The organism is Leptolyngbya cf. ectocarpi LEGE 11479, assembly GCF_015207065.1.
Lineage (GTDB): Bacteria > Cyanobacteriota > Cyanobacteriia > Phormidesmidales > Phormidesmidaceae > Leptothoe > Leptothoe ectocarpi.
Genome location: NZ_JADEXP010000076.1, coordinates 1 through 20587, shown reverse-complemented (window position 1 = coordinate 20587; position 20587 = coordinate 1). Strand labels below are relative to the sequence as shown.

General features: G+C 49.2%; 18 protein-coding genes. 6 read left to right on the top strand and 12 right to left on the bottom strand.

Annotation, left to right across the window (positions count from 1 at the left end; translation table 11 throughout):
• Positions 1–497 (bottom strand): glycosyltransferase family protein (locus IQ260_RS10655; RefSeq protein WP_407657735.1); only part of this gene is annotated, 497 nt, incomplete at its 3' end.
• Between the two features lie 30 nt (positions 498–527).
• Positions 528–1895 carry a UDP-glucose dehydrogenase family protein gene (locus IQ260_RS10650; protein ID WP_193993086.1) on the bottom strand — a complete coding sequence of 456 codons (1368 nt, stop codon included), beginning with the start codon at positions 1893–1895 and terminating at the stop codon, positions 528–530.
• A gap of 669 nt (positions 1896–2564) precedes the next feature.
• Between IQ260_RS10650 and IQ260_RS10645 the strand changes: the two genes are divergently transcribed.
• The 3 genes from IQ260_RS10645 to IQ260_RS10635 all read left to right on the top strand — a co-directional run bounded on the left by IQ260_RS10645 (position 2565) and on the right by IQ260_RS10635 (position 5107).
• The gene (locus IQ260_RS10645) at positions 2565–3944 is read left to right on the top strand and encodes a sensor histidine kinase (RefSeq protein ID WP_228015835.1); all 1380 of its coding nucleotides are present in this window, start codon (positions 2565–2567) and stop codon (positions 3942–3944) included.
• Entirely contained in the window at positions 3944–4612 is a 669-nt protein-coding gene (locus IQ260_RS10640) for a response regulator transcription factor (protein WP_193993084.1), read from the top strand. The genes IQ260_RS10645 and IQ260_RS10640 overlap by 1 nt, the downstream gene beginning before the upstream one ends.
• A gap of 147 nt (positions 4613–4759) precedes the next feature.
• Positions 4760–5107, top strand: coding sequence for a response regulator transcription factor (locus tag IQ260_RS10635; RefSeq protein WP_193993083.1), 348 nt, complete (start codon positions 4760–4762; stop codon positions 5105–5107).
• 2 nt (positions 5108–5109) lie between these two features.
• Here the strand turns inward: IQ260_RS10635 and IQ260_RS10630 are convergent, their stop codons facing one another.
• Both IQ260_RS10630 and IQ260_RS10625 read right to left on the bottom strand, forming a co-directional pair.
• The gene (locus tag IQ260_RS10630; protein WP_193993082.1) at positions 5110–6732 is read right to left on the bottom strand and encodes a hybrid sensor histidine kinase/response regulator; all 1623 of its coding nucleotides are present in this window, start codon (positions 6730–6732) and stop codon (positions 5110–5112) included.
• A 133-nt stretch (positions 6733–6865) separates the two neighbouring features.
• The gene (locus IQ260_RS10625; RefSeq protein ID WP_193993081.1) at positions 6866–7333 is read right to left on the bottom strand and encodes a response regulator; all 468 of its coding nucleotides are present in this window, start codon (positions 7331–7333) and stop codon (positions 6866–6868) included.
• A 511-nt stretch (positions 7334–7844) separates the two neighbouring features.
• Between IQ260_RS10625 and IQ260_RS10620 the strand changes: the two genes are divergently transcribed.
• Positions 7845–8051, top strand: coding sequence for a hypothetical protein (locus tag IQ260_RS10620; RefSeq protein WP_193993080.1), 207 nt, complete (start codon positions 7845–7847; stop codon positions 8049–8051).
• Between the two features lie 141 nt (positions 8052–8192).
• Here the strand turns inward: IQ260_RS10620 and IQ260_RS10615 are convergent, their stop codons facing one another.
• The 7 genes from IQ260_RS10615 to IQ260_RS10585 form a co-directional block, all read right to left on the bottom strand.
• Complete coding sequence (locus tag IQ260_RS10615; protein WP_193993079.1) at positions 8193–10529, bottom strand: ATP-binding protein; 2337 nt, start codon at positions 10527–10529, stop codon at positions 8193–8195.
• 401 nt (positions 10530–10930) lie between these two features.
• A complete protein-coding gene (locus IQ260_RS10610; RefSeq protein WP_193993078.1) occupies positions 10931–11233 on the bottom strand; it encodes a hypothetical protein in 303 nt (100 codons plus the stop codon).
• A gap of 106 nt (positions 11234–11339) precedes the next feature.
• Positions 11340–11927, bottom strand: coding sequence for a LabA-like NYN domain-containing protein (locus IQ260_RS10605; protein ID WP_193993077.1), 588 nt, complete (start codon positions 11925–11927; stop codon positions 11340–11342).
• A 580-nt stretch (positions 11928–12507) separates the two neighbouring features.
• Positions 12508–13392, bottom strand: coding sequence for a hypothetical protein (locus IQ260_RS10600; RefSeq protein ID WP_193993076.1), 885 nt, complete (start codon positions 13390–13392; stop codon positions 12508–12510).
• 155 nt (positions 13393–13547) lie between these two features.
• Entirely contained in the window at positions 13548–14978 is a 1431-nt protein-coding gene (locus IQ260_RS10595) for an alanine/glycine:cation symporter family protein (protein ID WP_228015834.1), read from the bottom strand.
• A 120-nt stretch (positions 14979–15098) separates the two neighbouring features.
• Positions 15099–15584: a WbuC family cupin fold metalloprotein gene (locus IQ260_RS10590; protein ID WP_193993075.1), complete on the bottom strand. Its 486-nt coding sequence runs from the start codon at positions 15582–15584 to the stop codon at positions 15099–15101.
• 71 nt (positions 15585–15655) lie between these two features.
• Positions 15656–16615, bottom strand: coding sequence for a putative 2-dehydropantoate 2-reductase (locus IQ260_RS10585; RefSeq protein ID WP_193993074.1), 960 nt, complete (start codon positions 16613–16615; stop codon positions 15656–15658).
• Positions 16616–16730: 115 nt separating this feature from the next.
• On the opposite strand from IQ260_RS10585, the gene IQ260_RS10580 reads away from it, so the two are divergent.
• A complete protein-coding gene (locus IQ260_RS10580; RefSeq protein WP_193993073.1) occupies positions 16731–17339 on the top strand; it encodes a Uma2 family endonuclease in 609 nt (202 codons plus the stop codon).
• A 196-nt stretch (positions 17340–17535) separates the two neighbouring features.
• Here IQ260_RS10580 and IQ260_RS10575 read toward each other — a convergent pair whose 3' ends face one another.
• A complete protein-coding gene (locus IQ260_RS10575) occupies positions 17536–17967 on the bottom strand; it encodes an aspartyl protease family protein (protein WP_193993072.1) in 432 nt (143 codons plus the stop codon).
• A gap of 323 nt (positions 17968–18290) precedes the next feature.
• Between IQ260_RS10575 and IQ260_RS10570 the strand changes: the two genes are divergently transcribed.
• Positions 18291–20587 (top strand): CHAT domain-containing protein (locus IQ260_RS10570; protein ID WP_193993071.1); only part of this gene is annotated, 2297 nt, incomplete at its 3' end.

Genomic DNA, 20587 nt, shown 5'->3' with positions numbered 1-20587 from the left:
ACCCATACCTGGTCATACTGTTGTTGAGTCAGCTGATAGTAGTTGTTTTTATGCCACTGTTGAATCGTCGCGGCAGGGGTATCCAGGATATCTCTAAGCAGCAGCACTCGCTTGGTGTTAGGGCAATGGCGGCGGAGGTAGCCCAGGGTTGCTTTGAGTTCATTCCGCAGACCTTGAGGTTTTTTGTCCACCAGCAATACATCGGGCTCAAAGTGGGCCGCTGCTGTAAGAATTAGGTGCGATCGCAGCCGTACCAGCGTCTCTGGCATGCTCTTGAGGTACCTAGCTTCTAGCTGACCAGATGTGTCTCGCCCCAGACAGGGTAGCTTGATATAATCTAGTCCCTCAGGCAGTTTGAGCGTATGTAGGGCGGGGGAACCCGACACTACCAGAATAGAAATATTGGGCAGTGTCCGCAGCAAATACTCGCAAATAGTGAGCATCCGGCGAATGTTGCCCAGTCCAAAAGCATCGTGGGAATAGACCATTAGTTTCATGGCAGGATCTCCTGAGGATGGCTTTTGGTTCTAGGCGGCGACCGGTTGACGACTTATAACGGGCCACAATAGCTGACCGGTACTGGGGCGACCAATGGCCTCGTAGTAAAACCCGGCCTGCTGCATCCGTTGAGGACTAAGACAGTTGCGACCATCGATAAAAATGGGATGGGTCATCCGGCGGGCCAGGTCGCCATAGTCCAGGTCTTGAAATTCGGCCCAGTCGGTCACCAGCACCAATGCGTCACAGTCGTAGGCCAGGGTGGTAGGGGTATCCACCAGGGTGACCGGGACTGAAATGCTTTCAATAATGGGGTCATAGGCTTTGACCTTGGTTCCCAGCCGCTGTAGCTCAGCAATAATCTCAAGGGCAGGAGCATCCCGCAGGTCATCGGTGTTGGGCTTAAAGGTGAGTCCCAACAGCCCGATGGTTTTACCGTTGAGAATTTTGAGCGTCTTTTGTAGCTGATGCACTACCTGCAGCCGCTGGCGTTGGTTGGTGGCGATAGTGGCCTCTAAAAGCGCGGTTTGAACGCCGTAGTCCTGGGCAATATGCATCAGAGCTGACACGTCTTTGGGAAAACAGGAGCCTCCCCAGCCAATACCGGCCCGCAGGAATTTTTCGCCAATGCGGCTATCTAGACCAATGCCCTGGGAAACTTGATTGACGTCGGCACCGATGCGATCGCAAATATTGGCAATCTCGTTAATAAAGCTAATCTTTGTCGCCAGAAATGCATTGGCAGCATACTTAATCGTCTCCGCAGAGGCCAGGTCGGTCACCACCACAGGAACAGCAGCCAGAGACGGATCCTCCGCAAACTGTCGGTGAATAATGGGCGCATAGAGCTGTCGCATCCGCTCAATTGCCCTGAGCGAGTGCCCTCCTAGGACAATGCGGTCCGGGTTAAAGGTATCGTATACGGCTGACCCTTCTCGTAAAAACTCTGGATTGCTAACCACGGCAAAGTTAGCTCGGCAATGGCGCTGCTCTAGCTCGTCTAGAATTAAGCGCCGCACCCAGTCACCGGAGCCCACCGGTACCGTAGACTTGTTGACAATCACTTTGCGCTCACCGTTAATGTGCTGACCAATGCCCCGTGCTACGGCTTCTACATAGCGGGTATCGCTCTCACCCGTGGGCAGTGGCGGTGTCCCTACAGCAATAAACAGAATCTCACCGTGCTCGACCCCAGCGGCTAAATCCGTCGTAAACGATAGCTGATCTGAACCCATAATGTCCGTTAGCCCAGGCTCATAAATAGGAGAGTGGCCAGTCTGTAGCATCGCGACTTTTTCTGCATTGTTGTCAACACACACCACTTCATGACCAATGTGGGCTAAACAAGCTCCGGTCACTAGACCTACATAGCCCGTGCCAATGACAGATACACGCATTGCTTTATTCTCCAGTAGTGCGAAAACCGATGTCACTACTATCGCCAGCGTGATTAAAATCTGAATGAAGTAACGGTTAGAGCACTTTCATGAAACCTAATTTAGAAAAGGTCTAATCTAAAGAAAAAACAGCCCAAATCATTTGATATCGATAACGATGATCAATTTTTAAAAAGCTGATTGAGCAGGGTGAGAAACGTTCAACATAAAATCTCTCTTGGAGTGAAACCCCCTTTATACAGAGGGTTTTCGCTCTTATCACCCCCTGGGTAGCTTTCTTAGCTAACGGCTCCTTAAATCTGCCACCACGCTCAGTAAAATAAGAAAGTTCTCATGCATTCCTATCTTGTTTAATTATAAATTTTAAAAATAGTAGTCGGTTCTTAAAATGTCACAGCGTTACAGAGCCTATCAGGGGGCAACCTTTAATTTTTTAGAGAGTTCTGAAGGATGTCATGGATAAACCAGACAACGAGCTACGTTGTTGCTAACGGAGATGAAGCCTTGCTAAAGCTATCGTTTTCAATTTATCGCAAAGCTCGGCGATGCCTCATATTTAAACCCTATAGTTAGGCTTTCAGATCCTCCATTGACAGAATGAATCGTTCTAACCAGGTTGGTTTCTTTAAAGAAGCACGAACAAAAATCTTCTCAATTTACGTAGCTTTGATGTTAGCGGCTGTGGCCTCGGCCACACCACTCTTTCGAACACTTTTATTCCGCTCGGTGGATGCTCGTGTCAATGAGGATCTCTTAGAAGAAGCGGCAGAATTTGACGATGTTTATAATGAGTGGCTGGCGTCTGACGACCCGTCATTTGAGACATTGGCGACGGCGATTCATGACTATGTAACGGGTGAATTACCAGAAGACGATAACTTTCTCATTGCTATTTTAGACGGCGAGGTTTACCGCTCTAATCCAATAACGCTCCCCGATGCCATTCAACCAGGATCTGAGCTGTATAGCTATTGGCAGAGGCTCGATGACGATGTGCAAGGAAAACAAAGTACCAATGACCCAAACGTAGGCAGAGTCATTTATGTCGTTGACACGCTTGTAGTTGATGGTACAACCCGAGGGCAGTTTATTATTGCCCACCTGTCGGCTGGAGAACGCCAGGAAGCACTGGCCGGTCTATATGTTTTTGCTGAAGTTGCCAGCGGTCTGCTGCTTGTCGCCTTTGGGGTGGCCTGGTTTTTGACGGGGCGGTTGCTGCAGCCAGTTAAGGCTCTAGCAACAACCGCTCGTCGGATCAACGAAACCGATTTAGATAGTCGGATTGAAATTCAAGGTAGTGGCGAACTGGTAGAACTGGCCAATACCTTTAATGCCATGATGGACCGCCTGCAGGGAGCGTTTGACAGCCAGCGTAATTTTATTAACGATGCTGGGCATGAATTGCGCACCCCGATTACGATTATGCAGGGACATTTGGAGCTGATGGGGGATGACCCGGTTGAGCAAGCTGAAACCGTCGATCTGGTCTTAGATGAGTTGGAGCGGATGGGGCGCTTAGTTAACGATTTGATTTTGATTGTGAAATCTGAGCATCCCGGCTTTTTACGGTTAGAAACCGTGGATGTGGCTGACTTTTGTACTGATCTGTTTACCAAAGCTCAGACGCTGGCCGACCGCAACTGGCGATATCAGATAGACACTCGGGCAAAAATCGTAGCCGATCCGCAGCGGCTGACTGGAGCTTTACTCAACTTGCTTAATAACGCGGCTCAGCACACCCAGATAGACGACACAATTGAACTGGGTTGTCGTAACCATGAGGGTCAGGTGGAATTTTGGGTCCAAGATACAGGAGAAGGTATCCCCGTATCTGAGCAGGTGCGAGTGTTTGACCGCTTTGCTCGGGTGCAGTACACCCAGCGAAAGTCCGATGGCTCAGGGCTGGGGCTGGCCATTGTGCGAGCAATTGCCGAGGCCCATGGGGGCAAAATTGAACTAGCTAGTCAGCCCGGTGTGGGCTCTGTTTTTACCCTCAGTCTGCCGATTGAGCAGTGGGTACCCTTGCCAGACTATCAGGAGAGTCGTTAATGAAACGGATTTTAATTGCTGAAGATGAGGCCCGAGTGGCCGCTTTTTTAGATAAGGGTCTGCAGGCCAACGGATTTACGGTTGAAATCGCAACTACCGGTCCCGAAGCGGTGGCCCGTGCCCTCGAGGAAGACTATGAGTTAATTGTGCTCGACCTGGGGCTGCCGGGACAGGACGGTTTATCGGTCCTAGAAGACCTGCGTGGTCAGGGCTGCCAGATTCCCATTGTGATTTTGACCGCCCGAGATGACATCAAAGATAAGCTAACTGGCTTTGAACTCGGGGCCGATGACTATGTCACTAAACCCTTTCGATTTGAAGAGCTGCTGGCCCGCATCCGGGCTCGGCTGCGCACAACGACAACGGCAGCCAACAACCAAGACTGGAAGCTCAGCTACCGAAATGTCGTATTAGATTTACGGACCCGTCTGGTCCATGTGGGGGAAAAGGCGATCGAACTCTCGGCGCGCGAGTTTACCCTAGCCGAGACGTTTATGAATCATCCAGGACAGGTGCTGAGCCGCGAGCAGCTGCTCGACCGCGTATGGGGCTATGATTACTCTCCTGGGTCCAACGTTGTCGATGTGTATGTCGGCTATCTGCGTAAAAAATTGGGCAGCGACCTAATTGAAACAGTGCGGGGTATGGGATATCGCATGCCGCTCTAGAATATAAGAAGATTCTCATAATGGATTCATCCTTATCTTATTTCCGATGCGGAATAATAGCCTGTATGAAGAACATTGTCTTCGGAAAAGATTATCTTATTCACTGTTGACGTTGACAAGCTGTTGGTTAAATCTGGAAATACTTTGGTGGTTAATATTCTCATCGCCGAAGACGAAGCGCGAATCGCAACATTTATCGCCAAAGGTTTGCGCAAGGCTGGCTACACAACTCAAATCGCTACCAATGGCTATGAGGCCATTAATCTAGCGGCTCAATGTGATCTGATGCTACTAGATATAGGCTTACCCGGTGTCGATGGCTGGGCTGTTTTAAAGGAGCTTGGAGCCAAGGCTTCTGACGTACCTGTCATCGTAGTGACGGCCCTTGACAACGCCGAGGAGCGCGATCTCAGTCTTGCCCTCGGTGCCGATGACTTTGTTTCCAAACCTTTTCGATTTGAACAGCTGCTGGCCTGTATTCGCCGCCACGTGTGACACTACTGCAAATCCCCTTGATAAATATGCTGCGATGCCTGGGGATGTTTGGGCAGCTGGAAAGATACGGTAGTTCCACCACCTTCCTGACTTTCTATGTCTAGGGTGCCCTCATGCAGGTCAATGCAGGCTTTGACAATTGACAGCCCTAAACCGATGCCTGGAATGTGATTGGCATTACTGGCACGTCGAAAAGATTGAAATAGCTCACACTGCTCCTGACTGGGAATGCCGATGCCAAAATCCTTAATGGAAAGGGTAATGGTCTTTGCTTCTCCTAGCAGATGAACGTCAATGCGTCCTCCTTCAGGAGAAAATTTAACGGCATTTGATAACAGATTATCAATGACTAACCGCAGTACTCCCTGATCGCCCCAGAAACCACTAGTTTTACCGGTTATCTGTAAAACTAACTCATGGTCTGGAGCTGTATCTCGATGTTCTTCAACAATATCCGCAACAAATTGCAGAATGTTCATGGGGGCTGGCTCAAATCGGGCCTGATCTAACTCACATTGATGCATAACCAGCATATTATCCACTAGCCGAGTCATGTGTCTGGCCTTTTCCTGAATCATGGTCAAGAAACGAGCCTGTTTTGATGGCTCCAGACTCTGACCATGGCGATTGAGGGTGGATGCCGCCCCCAGAATGACGGAGAGTGGGGACCGGTATTCGTGGGAAATGGTGGCTAAAATCTGGGATTTGAAATGGTTTAGTTCCTGAGCTTTTTCTAAGGCAGCTTGAGTTTGGGTCAAAAGTTCAGCTTGCTGAATTGCGATCGCAAGCTGCACCGCCAACTCATTAAACAGACCCCGCTCTTCAGGTTGCCAGTCCGTGACCTTAGAACACTGATGCGCCACCAGATAGCCCCAAGTCTGACTCTGGAGCGATGAAGGCGTATGGATATCGATGGGGACACTCAGCTCTTGAGCATCGCTACTCGCTAAAGCCCCCTCAAACCCTGCACCACAGATATCCGCAGAAGACCGCTCCTCAGCACTATCGGTATTCGACGTCATCTGACCACAGCGGGTCCCCAGCTCCGCGATGAGTTGAAACGTTTGCTGAGCACCACATTGATAAACCGCCACATGGTCGCATTCCAGCAGCTGTTGCACCTCCGCCACAGCCGTATCCAGAATCTGACTTAGATCTAGAGACTGGCGAATACGCAGTGCCGTAGTCGCAATTAACCGCTGCTGCTCTCGGGTTTTGCGTAAGGCGACATGGAGATGGGACTGCTGAATAACGCTTCTAACGGTGCGCTGTAAAACCTCTGGCTGTAGATGTTGCTTCCCCAGATAATCCTGCACCCCATGCTTCATGGCCCGCACCGCCAGCTCCTCACTGCCCTGCCCCGTCAGCATAATAATGGGACAGGGCACCCCATGCTGACGCTCCTGCAGCTGCCCCAAGAACTCCAGTCCCGTCATATCGGGCATATAAAAATCAAGCAGCACCACATCAAACGACTGCTCCAAAAAGAGATCCAGACCGACCTCAGCCAGACTCGCCTCGCAAAATTCGTAGGTATTATGAGGATCCTCAGAAAGGTACTCGCGATAGACTTCTCGATCCTCTGCGCAATCATCAACAATCAATAACGTATGGGCCGCCGTCATAGAAAGGGACAGATTATCGTCTCTACTAGGGTGACATCATTTTTTTAATTGTTAATAAAATATAAAATTTAAAGAGCTTACGGCCCCTCTTGACAGGATTTTTTATTAGGGTGCTCCAGCCTTGTTCTCGACCCTAACTCACCCCTGTCAACTCAACCCAATCAGGCAATGTATTAGTATGCAGCCAGTAGTCTACAAACGCCTGAATTGCCTTTTCAAATCTCTCTGTGCCCACTGGTTTTATCAGATAGCCATTAGCGCCTTTTCTATAGCAGAGCTTGATATCTCTAGGGTCAGAATTTGTGGTGAAGATAACGATAGGAATTTCGCGAAACTCATCGTCTTGCTTCAGCCGCTCTAATACTTCTCTACCATCGGTTCCAGGCAGATTTAAATCCAATAAAATCATGGATGGGCGCGTCGTATCTTGAGCATTTTCTCCACCCTGATTGCGATACAAAAAATCTAGGGCCTTATCCCCGGTCGTACAGCGATAAATGGGATTGACAACGGCCATATCCTCCATAAAAATCTGGAGGACTTCAAAATCCTCATCGCTATCTTCAACGACTAGCAAAGGAGTTTTACTGTTTCTGCGCATAAGCTTAAGAAAAGATTAATTTTTTATCAGAGTTTATTTTTCTTTACATACTAACACAAAAAAATTTATCCCTGACTGAGTAAACGATGTCGCCTTCTTTTACTCAGTTAATTAGTCACGGTTTAGTCACAGTAATGTCGCCTCCTTTTGGAATTGAGACCTGACGCCTCCAAACATTGACCTTAGAGAGTTTGGCAATGGCATACAGTTTGGATCTGTGAAAAATATCAATTACTTTGATGCGTAGGGAATGCTGTTAGTGTCACCGGATAGTGATGATATAACCTATGCGATCTCAGGCTAAGACAGATGGATAAAGCTTTATCCAAGCTGCCAACAGCACCATCGGTCTGGCAGCTTAAGCTCTATTAAGTTCACTTGCCCATTTCTTTAGAAAAGCTTAAGTTAAGCATGACATCAAATATAAGACGTTGATTTAAAGCAGCATATAGGATTAAAAATCGGTAATCTGCTATAGGAACCAGACCCCTTTATTGACAGGTAATGTGGCATGAACGCTAGCAAACTCAGAGCATTCTGGTCATTGATTTTACAGGCTTCGCCAGACAGCCTTTCAAACGCGTCTGAAGCTGTATTTATCAGCCAGTTAAGCACCTATGTCAACGACAACCTCTGTCTAACTGCCAACGAACAGACCGACTTAGTCGCTTATCTAAGGGCTAAGCGTCACTTAATTCTAGATGTCCTGATTGCATAGCCCCAATTAGATTCATAGGCACCATCTCTCCGTAGAAAATCTCCATAGAGAAATCTCCATAGAGAATAAGAGATATTGGCTAGGGAACCTAATTTGCTGGTGGCCGCACTTCACAAATGGCCCCACTCTGTCAGCATGAGTTTATGGGACAACTGCCTGTGCCTGTTTGTAATGGCTTAGGACGAAGTAAAACGTAGTTCCCTCATTTTGTTTGGACTCTACCCATATGCGCCCACCATGGCGTTCAATGATTTTCATAGCAATGGTTAGACCCACCCCTGTGCCACCGCCATAACAATCTCGTTCGTGCAAACGTTTAAAAAGGCGAAAGATATTTTGAAAATGGCGTTCATGGATGCCAATACCGTCATCCTTAACGTAGAGAATGCAGGTGTCAGGTGAATTCACTCGGTCTTCTCTCGGTCGTTCGTCAGCGGTTAGGTAACCCACTTCAATTTTAGGCTGGGGAGCATGGGTATATTTAAGAGCATTGCTCAGGAGATTGCTAAAAACTTCCCTAACTAGGTCCGGATCAGCACTTACCACCGGTAATGGCTTTGGTATCACAATCTGGAGGGGCAGTTGCTCCTCGCTACGTGTCGTACTTAAGTCCTCAATAAGGCTTGACACGAGAACGTTGAGATCCGTGGCCTGATATTGCAACTTGTCTTGGCTCAAGCGAGAGAATCTGAGCAGAGCATCAATCAATCCATCCATCCGCTCGGCCAGCTTAACCAAGGTTTTCAGCCGTTTTACAGCCACTTGGTCTAAGTCATGACTGTGGCGTTTCAAAAGAATATTAGAAAAGTTGGTGATCCCCCTTAAGGGTTCTTTAAGATCATGGGAGGCCGCATAGGCAAACGAGTCCAGTTCTCGATTGCTACGCTCGAGTTCACGATTGATTTGGGCTAGTTCATCCGCTTTGTTAAGCACAATGCCGACAATGGCATTTTTGAGGGCGATAGCATTGGTGAGTTCCACGGGCTGCCAGGGTAAGGCCGTGGCTCGGACAGTCTCCTGCCATTGCCGAAATGATGTGCGGGGGCAAAGGACTATATTGTCAGCATCAGCCCCATGGATAGACTCGTTAGGATTACCTGCCCAGTTAATGATTTGTAGCACCTCAGGGCGAAACCAAAGAATAAGATAACGGCGCAGCTGAGAGATTTTTAACACCACTAAACCGCTGGCAACAGCCTTAAAGTCGGCAATGGCTGGGTAGTCCTGCAATAGACAGTTGGTATGAAAAAGCTCTGTAGATAGTTCTTCCATCGACCAGGAAATCAAATCTTGCACAATGTCCAAAGGAGGTGTCTGACCAATCAGGGTAATATCTTGATCCAGACAGACAGCCGCTCCTTGCGCGTTGACCATATCCAACAACCTTGGCTCTGGATGAATCAGGGCCTGTTTGAAGTTCTCAGCCGTGGCGATCGAAGCGACAAAATCTGTCTGAATTGTTTGCAGATGGTTTAGATAGCTCAGTTCGGTTTTATCAACTTTGCTGGCCAGCTCAGCGGCAATCAGCTGAGCCAATACTTCACAGGCCGAGCGCACAGAATAGGGTAAAAATTTTGCGCTCCGGTGATGGCAGGCCAGTAATCCCCAGAGCTGATTGTCTCTCACTAAAGCAATCACCATCAGGCCGGTGACATTCATATTCTGGTGATAGTCGATGCAGCACGGATCGACGCCCCGAAGAATGGCATAACTCAAATCCAAGGGTGTTTTGGATGCATCCGCTGCGTTTACCAGGGCAACGGGGGCCGCCGTTAAATCTGGAATATATCGCCTGAGGCCCCGCTGATAGAGCTGCCGCACCAGAGCAGGAATATCCGTGGCTGGATAATGCAGCCCTAAATACGCCACATCTCCAGATGGCTTGACTTCAGCAACAACAGAGCCAGCCTGATCTTCGTCAAACTGATAGACCATAACCCGGTCATAGCCAGTGAGCGCCTGTATTTCTGTAACGGCTGCCTGCAAGAATTCTGTGGCATCGTCTATGCTGCGTAAGCGCCTGATAGCCTGTTGCACCATGGTTTGCAAAGACATCAGGCCAGCCGCTGTCTGTAAGCTCGTCTGTGAACCGATCGGCTCTAGCTCCAAAACGATCGAGCCTTTGCCTCGATGGACTAACCCATCAAAGTCCTTGCTCCCGTTCGGTGTACAAATAGAGACCTGCACATAGCTGGCATGCTCAGTGCAGGTCTCTAGATAATGATGTAGTGGTTTGGGATATGTCGTCGACCCAAGCAATTCTAGTAGGGGCTGCCCCAGCAGTGATTGAGGAGTAATGCCCAAATGGGTCGTCGTGTTGTCACTGACCTGGGTGATGGTAAAGTTTTCCCCCTCTAATGCTAACAATACTCCATGGGGCTGCGTCAATCCAATCAGATGGACAGGGAAGAAATCATGGTTTTGCTGGAGCCTACCTGCACTAATACCTGCATTATGTAGGAAATCAGACTGTCTCATGCTGGAAGGGATGTTGAAGAAGGTCAGAGCGGGTTGTACGACTTAGTATATTTTTCTATTGCCACAAGTATTACAGAGAATTAAGAGAAACCGAAATTCTCTTAACATTGTCATGAATGTCCGGTATAAATATGAACAAATCTTTGACTAAGGTGTTTGGTCCTAAACGTTAGGCAAAGTGTTTGACAGCTAGCAATATCGAGCCTGAGTATGCTCGAACTAGCATTTTTCCTTAATGAGTTCTGCACATTTCATTTCCAGCAGGTAGCGTATCGGGCTATTTGTTGAGGTCCAGGAATCCTATTGACATTTGGAAAACAAAAATAATGGTGTCTCAGCGTCACTGGCCGGTTAGGGCTACCTTGATTTTCTTAGCTAGCCTTGTTTTATTGCCCATGGGGCTATACTGCTTCATCGTATGGAAGCTCTACACCTTTGCCGTGATAGGTATTGTTGGATAGCTGTGCTGAGCTGTAATTGTCAGAATAACTCTGGGAGTTGGTAATATCACGAATTAAATGTCTGCGGCTCAAAATATAAGCTTTTAGCTCGCCCATTTCGTCAGGGCTCAGATAGATGGTGTCCTTAAGTTTCTTTAGCAGCCAAAAACAAATCGCCTCGTCATTTAGACTCGCTAGCATCCGGCTATGGGTTTCTACCATGCTCCAGATCAAACGGAGATGCTCGCTATCAAAAGAAATCATTTTTATAAAGCATGAAACTGCTAAACGAAACGGCCATTAGAGTTTTCTAACGGGTAGATAAACTCTAACTGCCTAGTAGGAGACCCAACCTGCTGAAGGCAAAGCTCTAAGCTACGTTGAACCTGGCTCGCTTATGGGAAATGTGGCGCTTTGCGATCGCATCTTGAATCTCAACAAAATCGGTAGCACTGTCAGCTTCACTGAGCAATCGCTCGCTGGTAATGGACTGTAGACTTACCAGCTCAGTGCGGGTGCGGGAGTGGGCAAAATGATTGAGGAGCCGAGAAAAGCGACCATCTCCCGTAACCAGAATCACAGTGTCACAAAAAGCCGACTGTTCGATCATATCCGTCGTAATTTCCACACAGAAATCAATCGACCGTTGAGTAGCGTCAGCACTTTCTTTGTTGGCAATCTCCTTAGTAATAACCCGATAACCATTACGTTTCATCCACAGCAGAAACCCTTGCTGCTTAGTATTTTTAGAGTCTACACCGGTATAAAAATACGCCCGCAGCAGCCGACCACGCCGTACTAACTGAGCCACCAATTTACTGTAATCAATCTCAATTCCTAGGGTTGAGGCCGCATAGAAAACATGGGCAGCATCAATAAAAACAGATACTCTACCTTGCTCTTGCCCCATGGCCTGGCGAGACAGATCGTTAAAGATAGCTGTGTTGTCACTTAACATCGCAGAAAGAATCCTCTACTGAAATGATAGATGGAAGAGAGATTTGGAGAATTCTTTTGTGTGGCCGTGACAGTTTAGGAAGCTAGCCAGTCGGCTAGCTCCTGACAACGTCAGATATGTCAAGAACCAAGAGAGTCACATGACCCTCAGTGTCTCAATTGAGATGAAAATTGAGATACAAATGAATTTTCGAAAGCTCTCAACATTAGTCGATGGGACAAAACTCTGCCAAGCCACCAACAGAGCCTGACGAGATAGGTAAACTCAGAACTATTCTTTTTAATATTACCTCAAGATCTTTAGATTTGTTTTATATTTCGCAATCTAGACAGCTACAAACCTTATTGAGTTTGAATATTTGAGGCCGCAGAAAGTTCCACAGAGCATTGCCCAGGTACGGCAAAAAGCCTTTAGGTAAAAGGTTTCAGTCGTTTATCAATGTTTTTGGACTAGCTATCATACCTGGCACTGCCAGGCTTAAGATTTTCGTTACATAAGTCTGACAGCACCATAACTCCAGCAGCCATCTTAGAAATCTATACGGGCTGTCTACAGAAAACTCCGCCTTGCCCACCGCTGACTACCGCTTGGACGGACGACCCAAAAGTAGCGTCGTTAGTGCATCTCGGGCATTCTCAGGACGGGGACGGTTGAGCAACCAACGTAGAGGGGGAAAGGCAATCTCGTCAGGTAGCAAGACCGCCACAAAATCAAAGGGCAGCAATAGATAGGCCGTATAGTTAGTTCGCCGCTCTGTAATGTAGCGCACCCCCACCATGAGCCGCAGACTGTAGGCAACAATTGCTAGCTCTTCATCGTCAAAGCTGTCTACTCGATTGAGGGGATCTGACAACTTAGTAATCACGCCCTCCATGTCAATCAACGGTTTTTGAGCCTCCAGGGTACGGCTGTCAGCATTCAGGCTCAGGCAGTTTTCCCCGGTAACTTCGGTGTTGAATCGATCGCCTGGGTTGACAACACTAAGGATTTGCCCTCGAGACAAATCGCTACCCATGGGAATGCCTGTGCGCACAGCTCGCTGCATTGAATTATTAGTAGCGATTGAACTCTTGTCCCAGTCAACATAGACCTGAGCATCTGCGGTCAAATTATGGACCTCTATTTTGAGGCTCTTATGGGACGTGTTGCGGCTCATTTTCCCCATGGGGGTTACCGTTACCCTAATCTGGCGCAGACTTTGAGAATCAGCCTGAGCGGGCACCTGAATCGCTAAAAATGGAGGCAGTTTGATCCCTTTGAATTCAAGCTGTTCAACGCTAGCGGTAGCCTTTTTAAGATGGGTTTGCCGCGTAAGCTGTCTGTTGACTTCATTGGCCAGCGCATCACGGTCAAGATCGACTTTGACTTTATCCTCAAGGTTGCTTTCAATAGCGAGTGCCATTTGGTAGAGCACATAAATCACCACCAAGAAGTAGATGGTCAAAATTAGCACATCGTTACTCATTGTCTGACCTATCCACGGCTCTACAGGTGTACGACGATATCGGTCACAGTGGCCTTGTTTATAAAGCCATTGCCCCACCGCCCCAAAGGTGCCTATAGATTACACCGATTTTCAGAAAGTGTTGCTTTGGTTTAGAGATGGAATCAAAAGTTTGTCTACGGCAGCGACCGACGGGATGTTGAAAGCCCGTCGTGGGTATGTTCAGCATGCCAATAGGTGTTTAAGCTTTGGGCGACCTGGTTTGACAGCAGCAGTAGACCAATCATATTGGGAATGCCAAGGGCAAAAATCATGATGTCGCTAAAGCGGATGACGGTATCCAGACTGATAATGGTGCCCCCAAAGCTGCCCAAAATATAGACCAACTTATAGGCCAGCAGTCCCCGTTCACCCAGCAGATAGCGCCAGCAGGCTTCACCATAGTAAAAGCACGAAATAATTGTCGAAAAGCTAAAGAGACAGACAATGATCGCCAGCCCCCAGGTCATCATTGGGATTTCGGCAGTAAAGGCAGCGGTGGTCAGTTCAATACCACTGAGATCACTGTCTGCTCGGTACACCCCTGTCAGTAAACAGACCAGAGCCGTTAGATTACAAATAAGTACCGTGTCGATCAGAGGTTCAATCAGGGCAACAATGCCTTCTCGAACCGGTTCAGGGTTTTTGGTGGTGGCATGGGCGATGGCGGCAGCTCCGGTGCCAGCCCCGTTGGAGAACACACCCCGCTGCAGTCCCTGGACCATAACGCCAACGATGCCGCCCTCGATGGCGACGGGATGCCAGGCCGAATGCCAGATCTGCCCCATGGCGGCGGGTACATCGCCCAGATGGTGAAACACGATCCACAGCGCCGCCGCGAGGTACAGACCCACCATGGTGGGCACGATGGCCGAGGCCACCTGAGCAATGCGCTGCAGTCCGCCGATGATCACAGCGGCGACGGCGACGGCTAGGACTAAACCATAGAGTTTTGGGTCGCTGAGCCAGGCCCAGTGCAGCTGCTCCCCCAGGGAGGCCACAGCCAGGCTCGACTGGTTGGCCTGAAACATGTTGCCGCCGCCCATGGCTCCGACCATGCAAAGCAGCGCAAAGGTAACCGCTAGCAGTTGGCCCATGGGCTTTAGCCCCCGTTCGGCTAATCCCTGACTCAGATAGTACATGGGGCCGCCCAGCACCTGACCGTCGCTGACGATACGGTACTGCTGGGCCAGGGTACATTCGGTAAATTTGGCGCTCATGCCGAGCAGCCCGGCTACGGTCATCCATAGGACTGCACCTGGGCCGCCGAGTTGCAGTGCGATCGCAACTCCGGCAATATTTCCCAACCCCACCGTCGCCGACATCGCCGTCGCCACCGCCTGAAAGTGGCTCACCTCGCCCACTTCGCCCGGGTCATCATAGCGACCGCTCAACACGGCAACGCTATGACCCAGACCGCGCACATTGATAAACCCCATGCGCAGGGTGAGATACACCGAGCCCCCCAGCAGCCACAGCACAATGAGCGGCATCCCCCATAGCTTAAAAAACAGGGTACGTTCCAGCAGAGTTACCCACAGCTCAAAACCATGGTCGATATCAGTCAATAGATGATTCAAAATAAACGTATCTATAAGTACACAGCAACTACAAAACAGCGGGCGATGCACAGCCCCAGCACCCAAAATGGTTAACCCGATACAGAATGCATGGCAAAATGCCCAGACTTAAGCAAACAGGTGAGACCAAGCCTTCACCTGCTGAGCAGCAGCCGTTGTCCCCTCCGCTGGAAACTGAGCCATAAAGTCCTTATCCGCTGATGGAACGTAGGGACCTTCTTTGATTTCAAACATCACCGTATCCGGAGCCAGGGCAATTAAGGTGTGATACTGGCCTTCTTCCAGTTCTAGACCGTAGGTGGGTCCCTGGGAGCAGAGCCGTTCAGTCTGAATCACCTGACCTTGGTTGTCTAAGACCAAAAAGCCGATTTCACCCTGGAGCACTAAAAAGAGTTCAAACCCGTTGCTCTCTTGACCTCGCAGATGGCGGTGAGGACGCACATAGGTGCCTGGCTGGAGCACATTGATAAATCGCTGCACCCTGTCCGGTAGCTGATGAAAATTATGATTTTTTCGCAAGCGAGGCAATGCCGAAGCTTCCTGCGAAACACTGTCAAACAGGTCTTGAGATAAACGTTTGATAACTGCGGGCATCGAGCAATCTCAGATTTTCAGGTATATCTCCTAGTGTAAACCTATGTAAAGCGCTGCGTCTAAGTACATCACTAACTGCTCTTAGAAAGCGCTTTTACCTGCCCATATAGCTTTTCCATCTCCGGTACCGCCACCCCTAGCTTGGCAGCCGCCCTCACTGGCTTACCCAAAATCGCCTCCACCTCCAAAGGTCGACCTTCATCAAAATCAATTTTCATGCTAGTTCGGTAGGGTTTCATGCGAGTGGTCGCATCCAACATGCTGGTTACCCAAGTGAGCGGAATCTGACGCATTGAACCATTGTCTTTGGAAAGGTGATCGGCCCAAGCGTTAGCCGTGGTAATCACCTCAGTCATCAGAGTCGAGATCTGTGCTTTGACCTCGGAATCCGCCATCAGCTCCTCAGTGGTCGCATCTAGCACCACCGATAGACCGTTATAGGGCACATTCCACACCAGCTTGCGCCAGCGAGCCATAAACAGATCCTCAGTGACATCGATGGGAATATTGGCTGCACGCAGGTCTGCGGCGATTTCCATCATGACAGCAGTTAGCGATCGCGGTTGATTAGTAGCGCTATAGGCCCCCAGCTGAATTTTGCCGTAGTCGAGATGACGGATATGTCCAGGCCCAACTTTGTTAGAGCAGACAAAACACAGACCGCCCATAATGTTTTCTGGCGACACCAGCTGAGCGATTTCTGCTTCAATATCCAGACCGTTTTGTAATAGGAGCACCACCGCATCGTCATTGAGTGGTGGCAGAAGTCTCTTGAGATCATGATTCTGTATTGTCTTTAAGGCGATAACAACAACATCCATGGGCGGCATTGCGGCTGGGTTGTTATAGGCGTTTACTTGAGACAGCTTAATATCACCATCGACAGACTCTACTACCAAGCCATTTTTGTTCACATAATCATAGTCGCTACGCAACAGAAAATGAACATCACAGCCGCTCTGCTGTAACCGTGCTCCGTAGTAACCACCAATTGCGCCCGTACCAATGATGGCATAGCGTTTTGCCGACATGGTTGCTTCGTCCCCACTCTACTGTATTTATTGTACGGGGCGACCGAATAAATTCATGCCCATGGGCTCTTCGCTATAATGAGCCCAGACTTTCCTGGATGGAGCCAGGTTACCGATGACTAGCCTGTTGGTCAAATCCATAGAGATGTCGTTGCCGATTGATCTTTCATCGCTCACAGCTATGACGATGAGCGATCAGCAATTTTATGAGTTTTGTCGCACGAATCCTGATCTGCGGATCGAGCGAAATGCCAGCGGAGAAATCATAGTTATGCCCCCGGCTTTTGCAGATACTGGAAATCGTAACGGCAGAGTTTTTGGGCAGCTTTATATTTGGGCTGAAACAGATGGCACTGGTGAGGCATTTGATTCTAGTTCAGGCTTTACGCTGCCCAATAGCGCAACGCGCTCTCCCGATGCAGCATGGATCTCTTCTGACCGTTGGAATGCTTTAACACCTGAGCAGCAGGCTTCTTTTGCTCCCATTGCACCCGATTTTGTTGTAGAACTACGATCGAGTAGCGATACATTAACAAGTCTCCAGACAAAGATGGAAGAGTATATGGCTAATGGTATACGGCTGGGATTGTTGATTGACCGAAAGAATTTTCAAGTTCATATTTATCGACCCCATAGCTCACCAGAAATTTTAGATAAACCTGAGTCTGTCAGCTGTGAACCAGAAATGCCGATGTTTGTCTTAAAGATGGCAAAGATTTGGTAGCTGAGACATCCGAGCTGTAGGGTTGCAAGTATCAACGTCGCCTCAAAAACTACTCCGATGGTTCTTCTAGATCTGCTGGACAGAGCCTATTGGCCCCTTCTAACGTATAGAATTTCTGCGACTTTTTGGGTTAGTTCTGGAAACGTGGGAGATTGAATAGCGTTAGTATCTCTGAATTCCAACGCATCGTATATTTTTATAGAATCGTCAGATAAGTATCCCAGGACTCCGACGGCAATACTTTCAGTGTTTGTTTTTGTAAATCTAACTCCAGACCTAGGGCTTCTAAAGGAATAACCCCAATCAATGGATCACGTCCTCCAGGTAACTCCAAACATTCGAATGTGCCTTGGCGTCCACACAATGAAATTTTGGCATCCTGAAAAATTCGCGCTGAGCTTAGGCCGGTTGCCGTGGTAACAGTGACTTCTTTTAATAAATCCAGGCCAAGTTTTGCAATGGCATCCTGAGGCAGGCACAGGGTTGTTGCACCGGTATCTACTAGCACATCGTTTAGTGTGATAGAGCGCACTTGCTCCTTGGAAATTAATCCCTGTTTAGCCTTTGCTTCATCAATGCGGTTAGTGACGGTTAGTGTGGTTAGAACCACGTCGGAAGGTGCGTCCATAGAATAATCCTCCGAGTCAGTCTACCCAAATTATGGCAGATGGAACTGGAGATGATTCATTTGCAAAAGTCGCTTAGGAAAGGCAATTAAATAAAATCCAGTTTGGCCGGACTTCGACTCCGCTCAGTCCTCTAATACTGGTGTTGAGGAGTATGGATTTTATTACTGCCTTGGTCCTTAGGATTATGGTCAATTTTGTCCGTGGTTTGGGTGAATAGGCTTGTATCAATAGGAACTGATTCGTCCTAATGGCGATGGTTGCCCTTTGGGTGTCTGAGCTAGCATGGAGGCGAATTTGGCGTTCCTACTGCAAAATCGTTCCTATGCCTACGCTAACCATTCGCGAACGGGGAAAAACAGCTGCTGGTTTTGACGCCGCAGTAAGTATCAATAATCAGACAGAATACGATATTACGATTAGCAATCCCTTTGATGCCAAGCAGGAACAGGAGCTGGAGTTTTACTTTGAAAAATGGATCACGTTTCCGTTTGATCAAAAAGTAAAGGCTCAGCGGGCGGCAGCTAGTATTGAGACCTATGGCCACGAGCTGTTTGAGCAAGTATTTTCAAATCACAAAGCCTACAGTGCCTATGAACGGGCCTGCCAGCAGGGGCTAAGCAATTTACAAATTGAAATTTTAGGAGAGTCTCCAGAGTTTCAGTCGCTGCACTGGGAGGCTCTAAAAGATCCGGACCAGCCTAGGGCATTTGCCGTTGACTGTGTGGTCACCCGCAAGCGCCTGGCTGAGAAGGATATGGCCGATGTGCTACAGCCCTCAGCCACGATTAACTTACTGGTGGTGACGGCTCGACCGGATGAAGAATCAGATGTGGGCTATCGCACTATTTCCAGACCGCTGATTGAGGCGATTCAGCAGGCGCAGCTGCGGGTCAATGTGGAACTGTTGCGACCGGGCAGCTATCAGGCCCTGTCAGAACATTTAGAAGATAAAGAAGGGTATTACCACATTGTGCATTTTGACGTGCATGGTGGGTTGATGACCTACGATCAGTTTCAGGCCGGGGGCGAGCAAGATCGCTATACCTATCAGACCCGGTATGGTCGGCCAAATATGCAGCCCTATGATGGGGTGAAGGCGTTTTTGTTTTTGGAAGGTGAGACCAAGGGCCAGGCGGACCCGGTGGAGGCTGGGGAACTGGCGGAGCTGCTGATCAATAAGGGCATTCCGGTGTGTATTTTGAATGCGTGCCAGTCGGGTAAGCAGGTGCGGGCAGGATCTCCTACGATTCCCCTTGAGGAAGAAGGGGAGAGTGAAGAAACAAGTGCGGTGGAGACCAGTCTGGGCAGTCGGCTGATGACGGCGGGGGTGCAGATGGTGGTGGCCATGGGCTACTCTGTGACGGTGTCGGCGGCGGCGCTGATGATGGAGAAACTCTATGGTCAGCTGTTTGCCCAGAAGGGCATTCCCGAGGCGATTCGGCTGGGACGCAAGGAGCTGTATAACCGCAAAAATCGGCGGGTGTATTTTAACCAGATCGTGGAGCTAGAGGACTGGCTGCTGCCGGTGGTGTACGCAAACCGGGAGGTGGACTTAAAGCTACGGGACATGGAGCCGCGCGAACGGGCGGAGTACCTGATGCAGCGGCGGCAGCGGTATCGGTTTGAGCAGCCCACCTATGGGTTTATTGGTCGAGATTTAGAGATTCTTAAAATTGAAAAGGCGCTGTTGCAGCACAATATTGTGTTGTTGCGGGGCATGGGGGGCACGGGCAAAACGACGCTGCTGAACTATCTGCGGGAATGGTGGCAGACGACAGGCTTTGTGGATGAGATTTTTTACTTTGGCTATGACGAGATGGCCCACACGCTGCAGCAGATTTTGCGGGTAGTTGGCAAAGGGCTGTATCCCGATCAGTATGATTTTGCTGGGTTTGAGGCTATGCCTCTGGAAGCGCAGATGGAGGATGTGGCCGAGCGGTTGCGGGCGAACTCCTATGGGCTAGTGCTAGATAATCTGGAGTCGGTGACGGGGCAGGCGTTGGCGATTCAGAATACGTTGCCGGAAGCGGAGCGGAACCAGATTAAAGAGTTTTTGGGATTGCTGCGGGGTGGTAAAACAAAAGTGCTGTTGGGTTCGCGCAGCGGCGAGGAATGGCTGGTTCCGGCATTTACCAAGGATGGCAAGACGAATGTGTATGCCCTAACAGGGCTGGACCCGGAGTCGCGGTCGGTGCTAGCGGAGAAGGTGCTGACGGCCCAGGTGAAGGATCCAAAGAAAATTGCGGCCCTGCGCGTGGATGCTGGGTTTAAGCGGTTGATGAAACTGTTGGCGGGGTACCCACTAGCGATGGAGGTGGTGCTGGGGAACCTGGCGCGGCAGACGCCGGAGGAGGTATTGGCGGGGCTGCAGGCGGCGGATGTGGATTTGAATGTGGGTGGGGAGGAGCGGACGAATAATATTTTGAAATGTGTGGAGTATTCCCATAGTAGTTTGTCGCCGGAGGCGCAGAAGCTATTGGTGTGTTTGGCTCCGTTTAATGGGTTTATTTGGCAGAGTTTGATTGGTGAGTATGCTAAGGAGCTGAAAAAGCTGGCCCCGTTTCAGGATTATGATTTTGACCAGTTTGATGACGCGATTCAGGAGGCGGTTAATTGGGG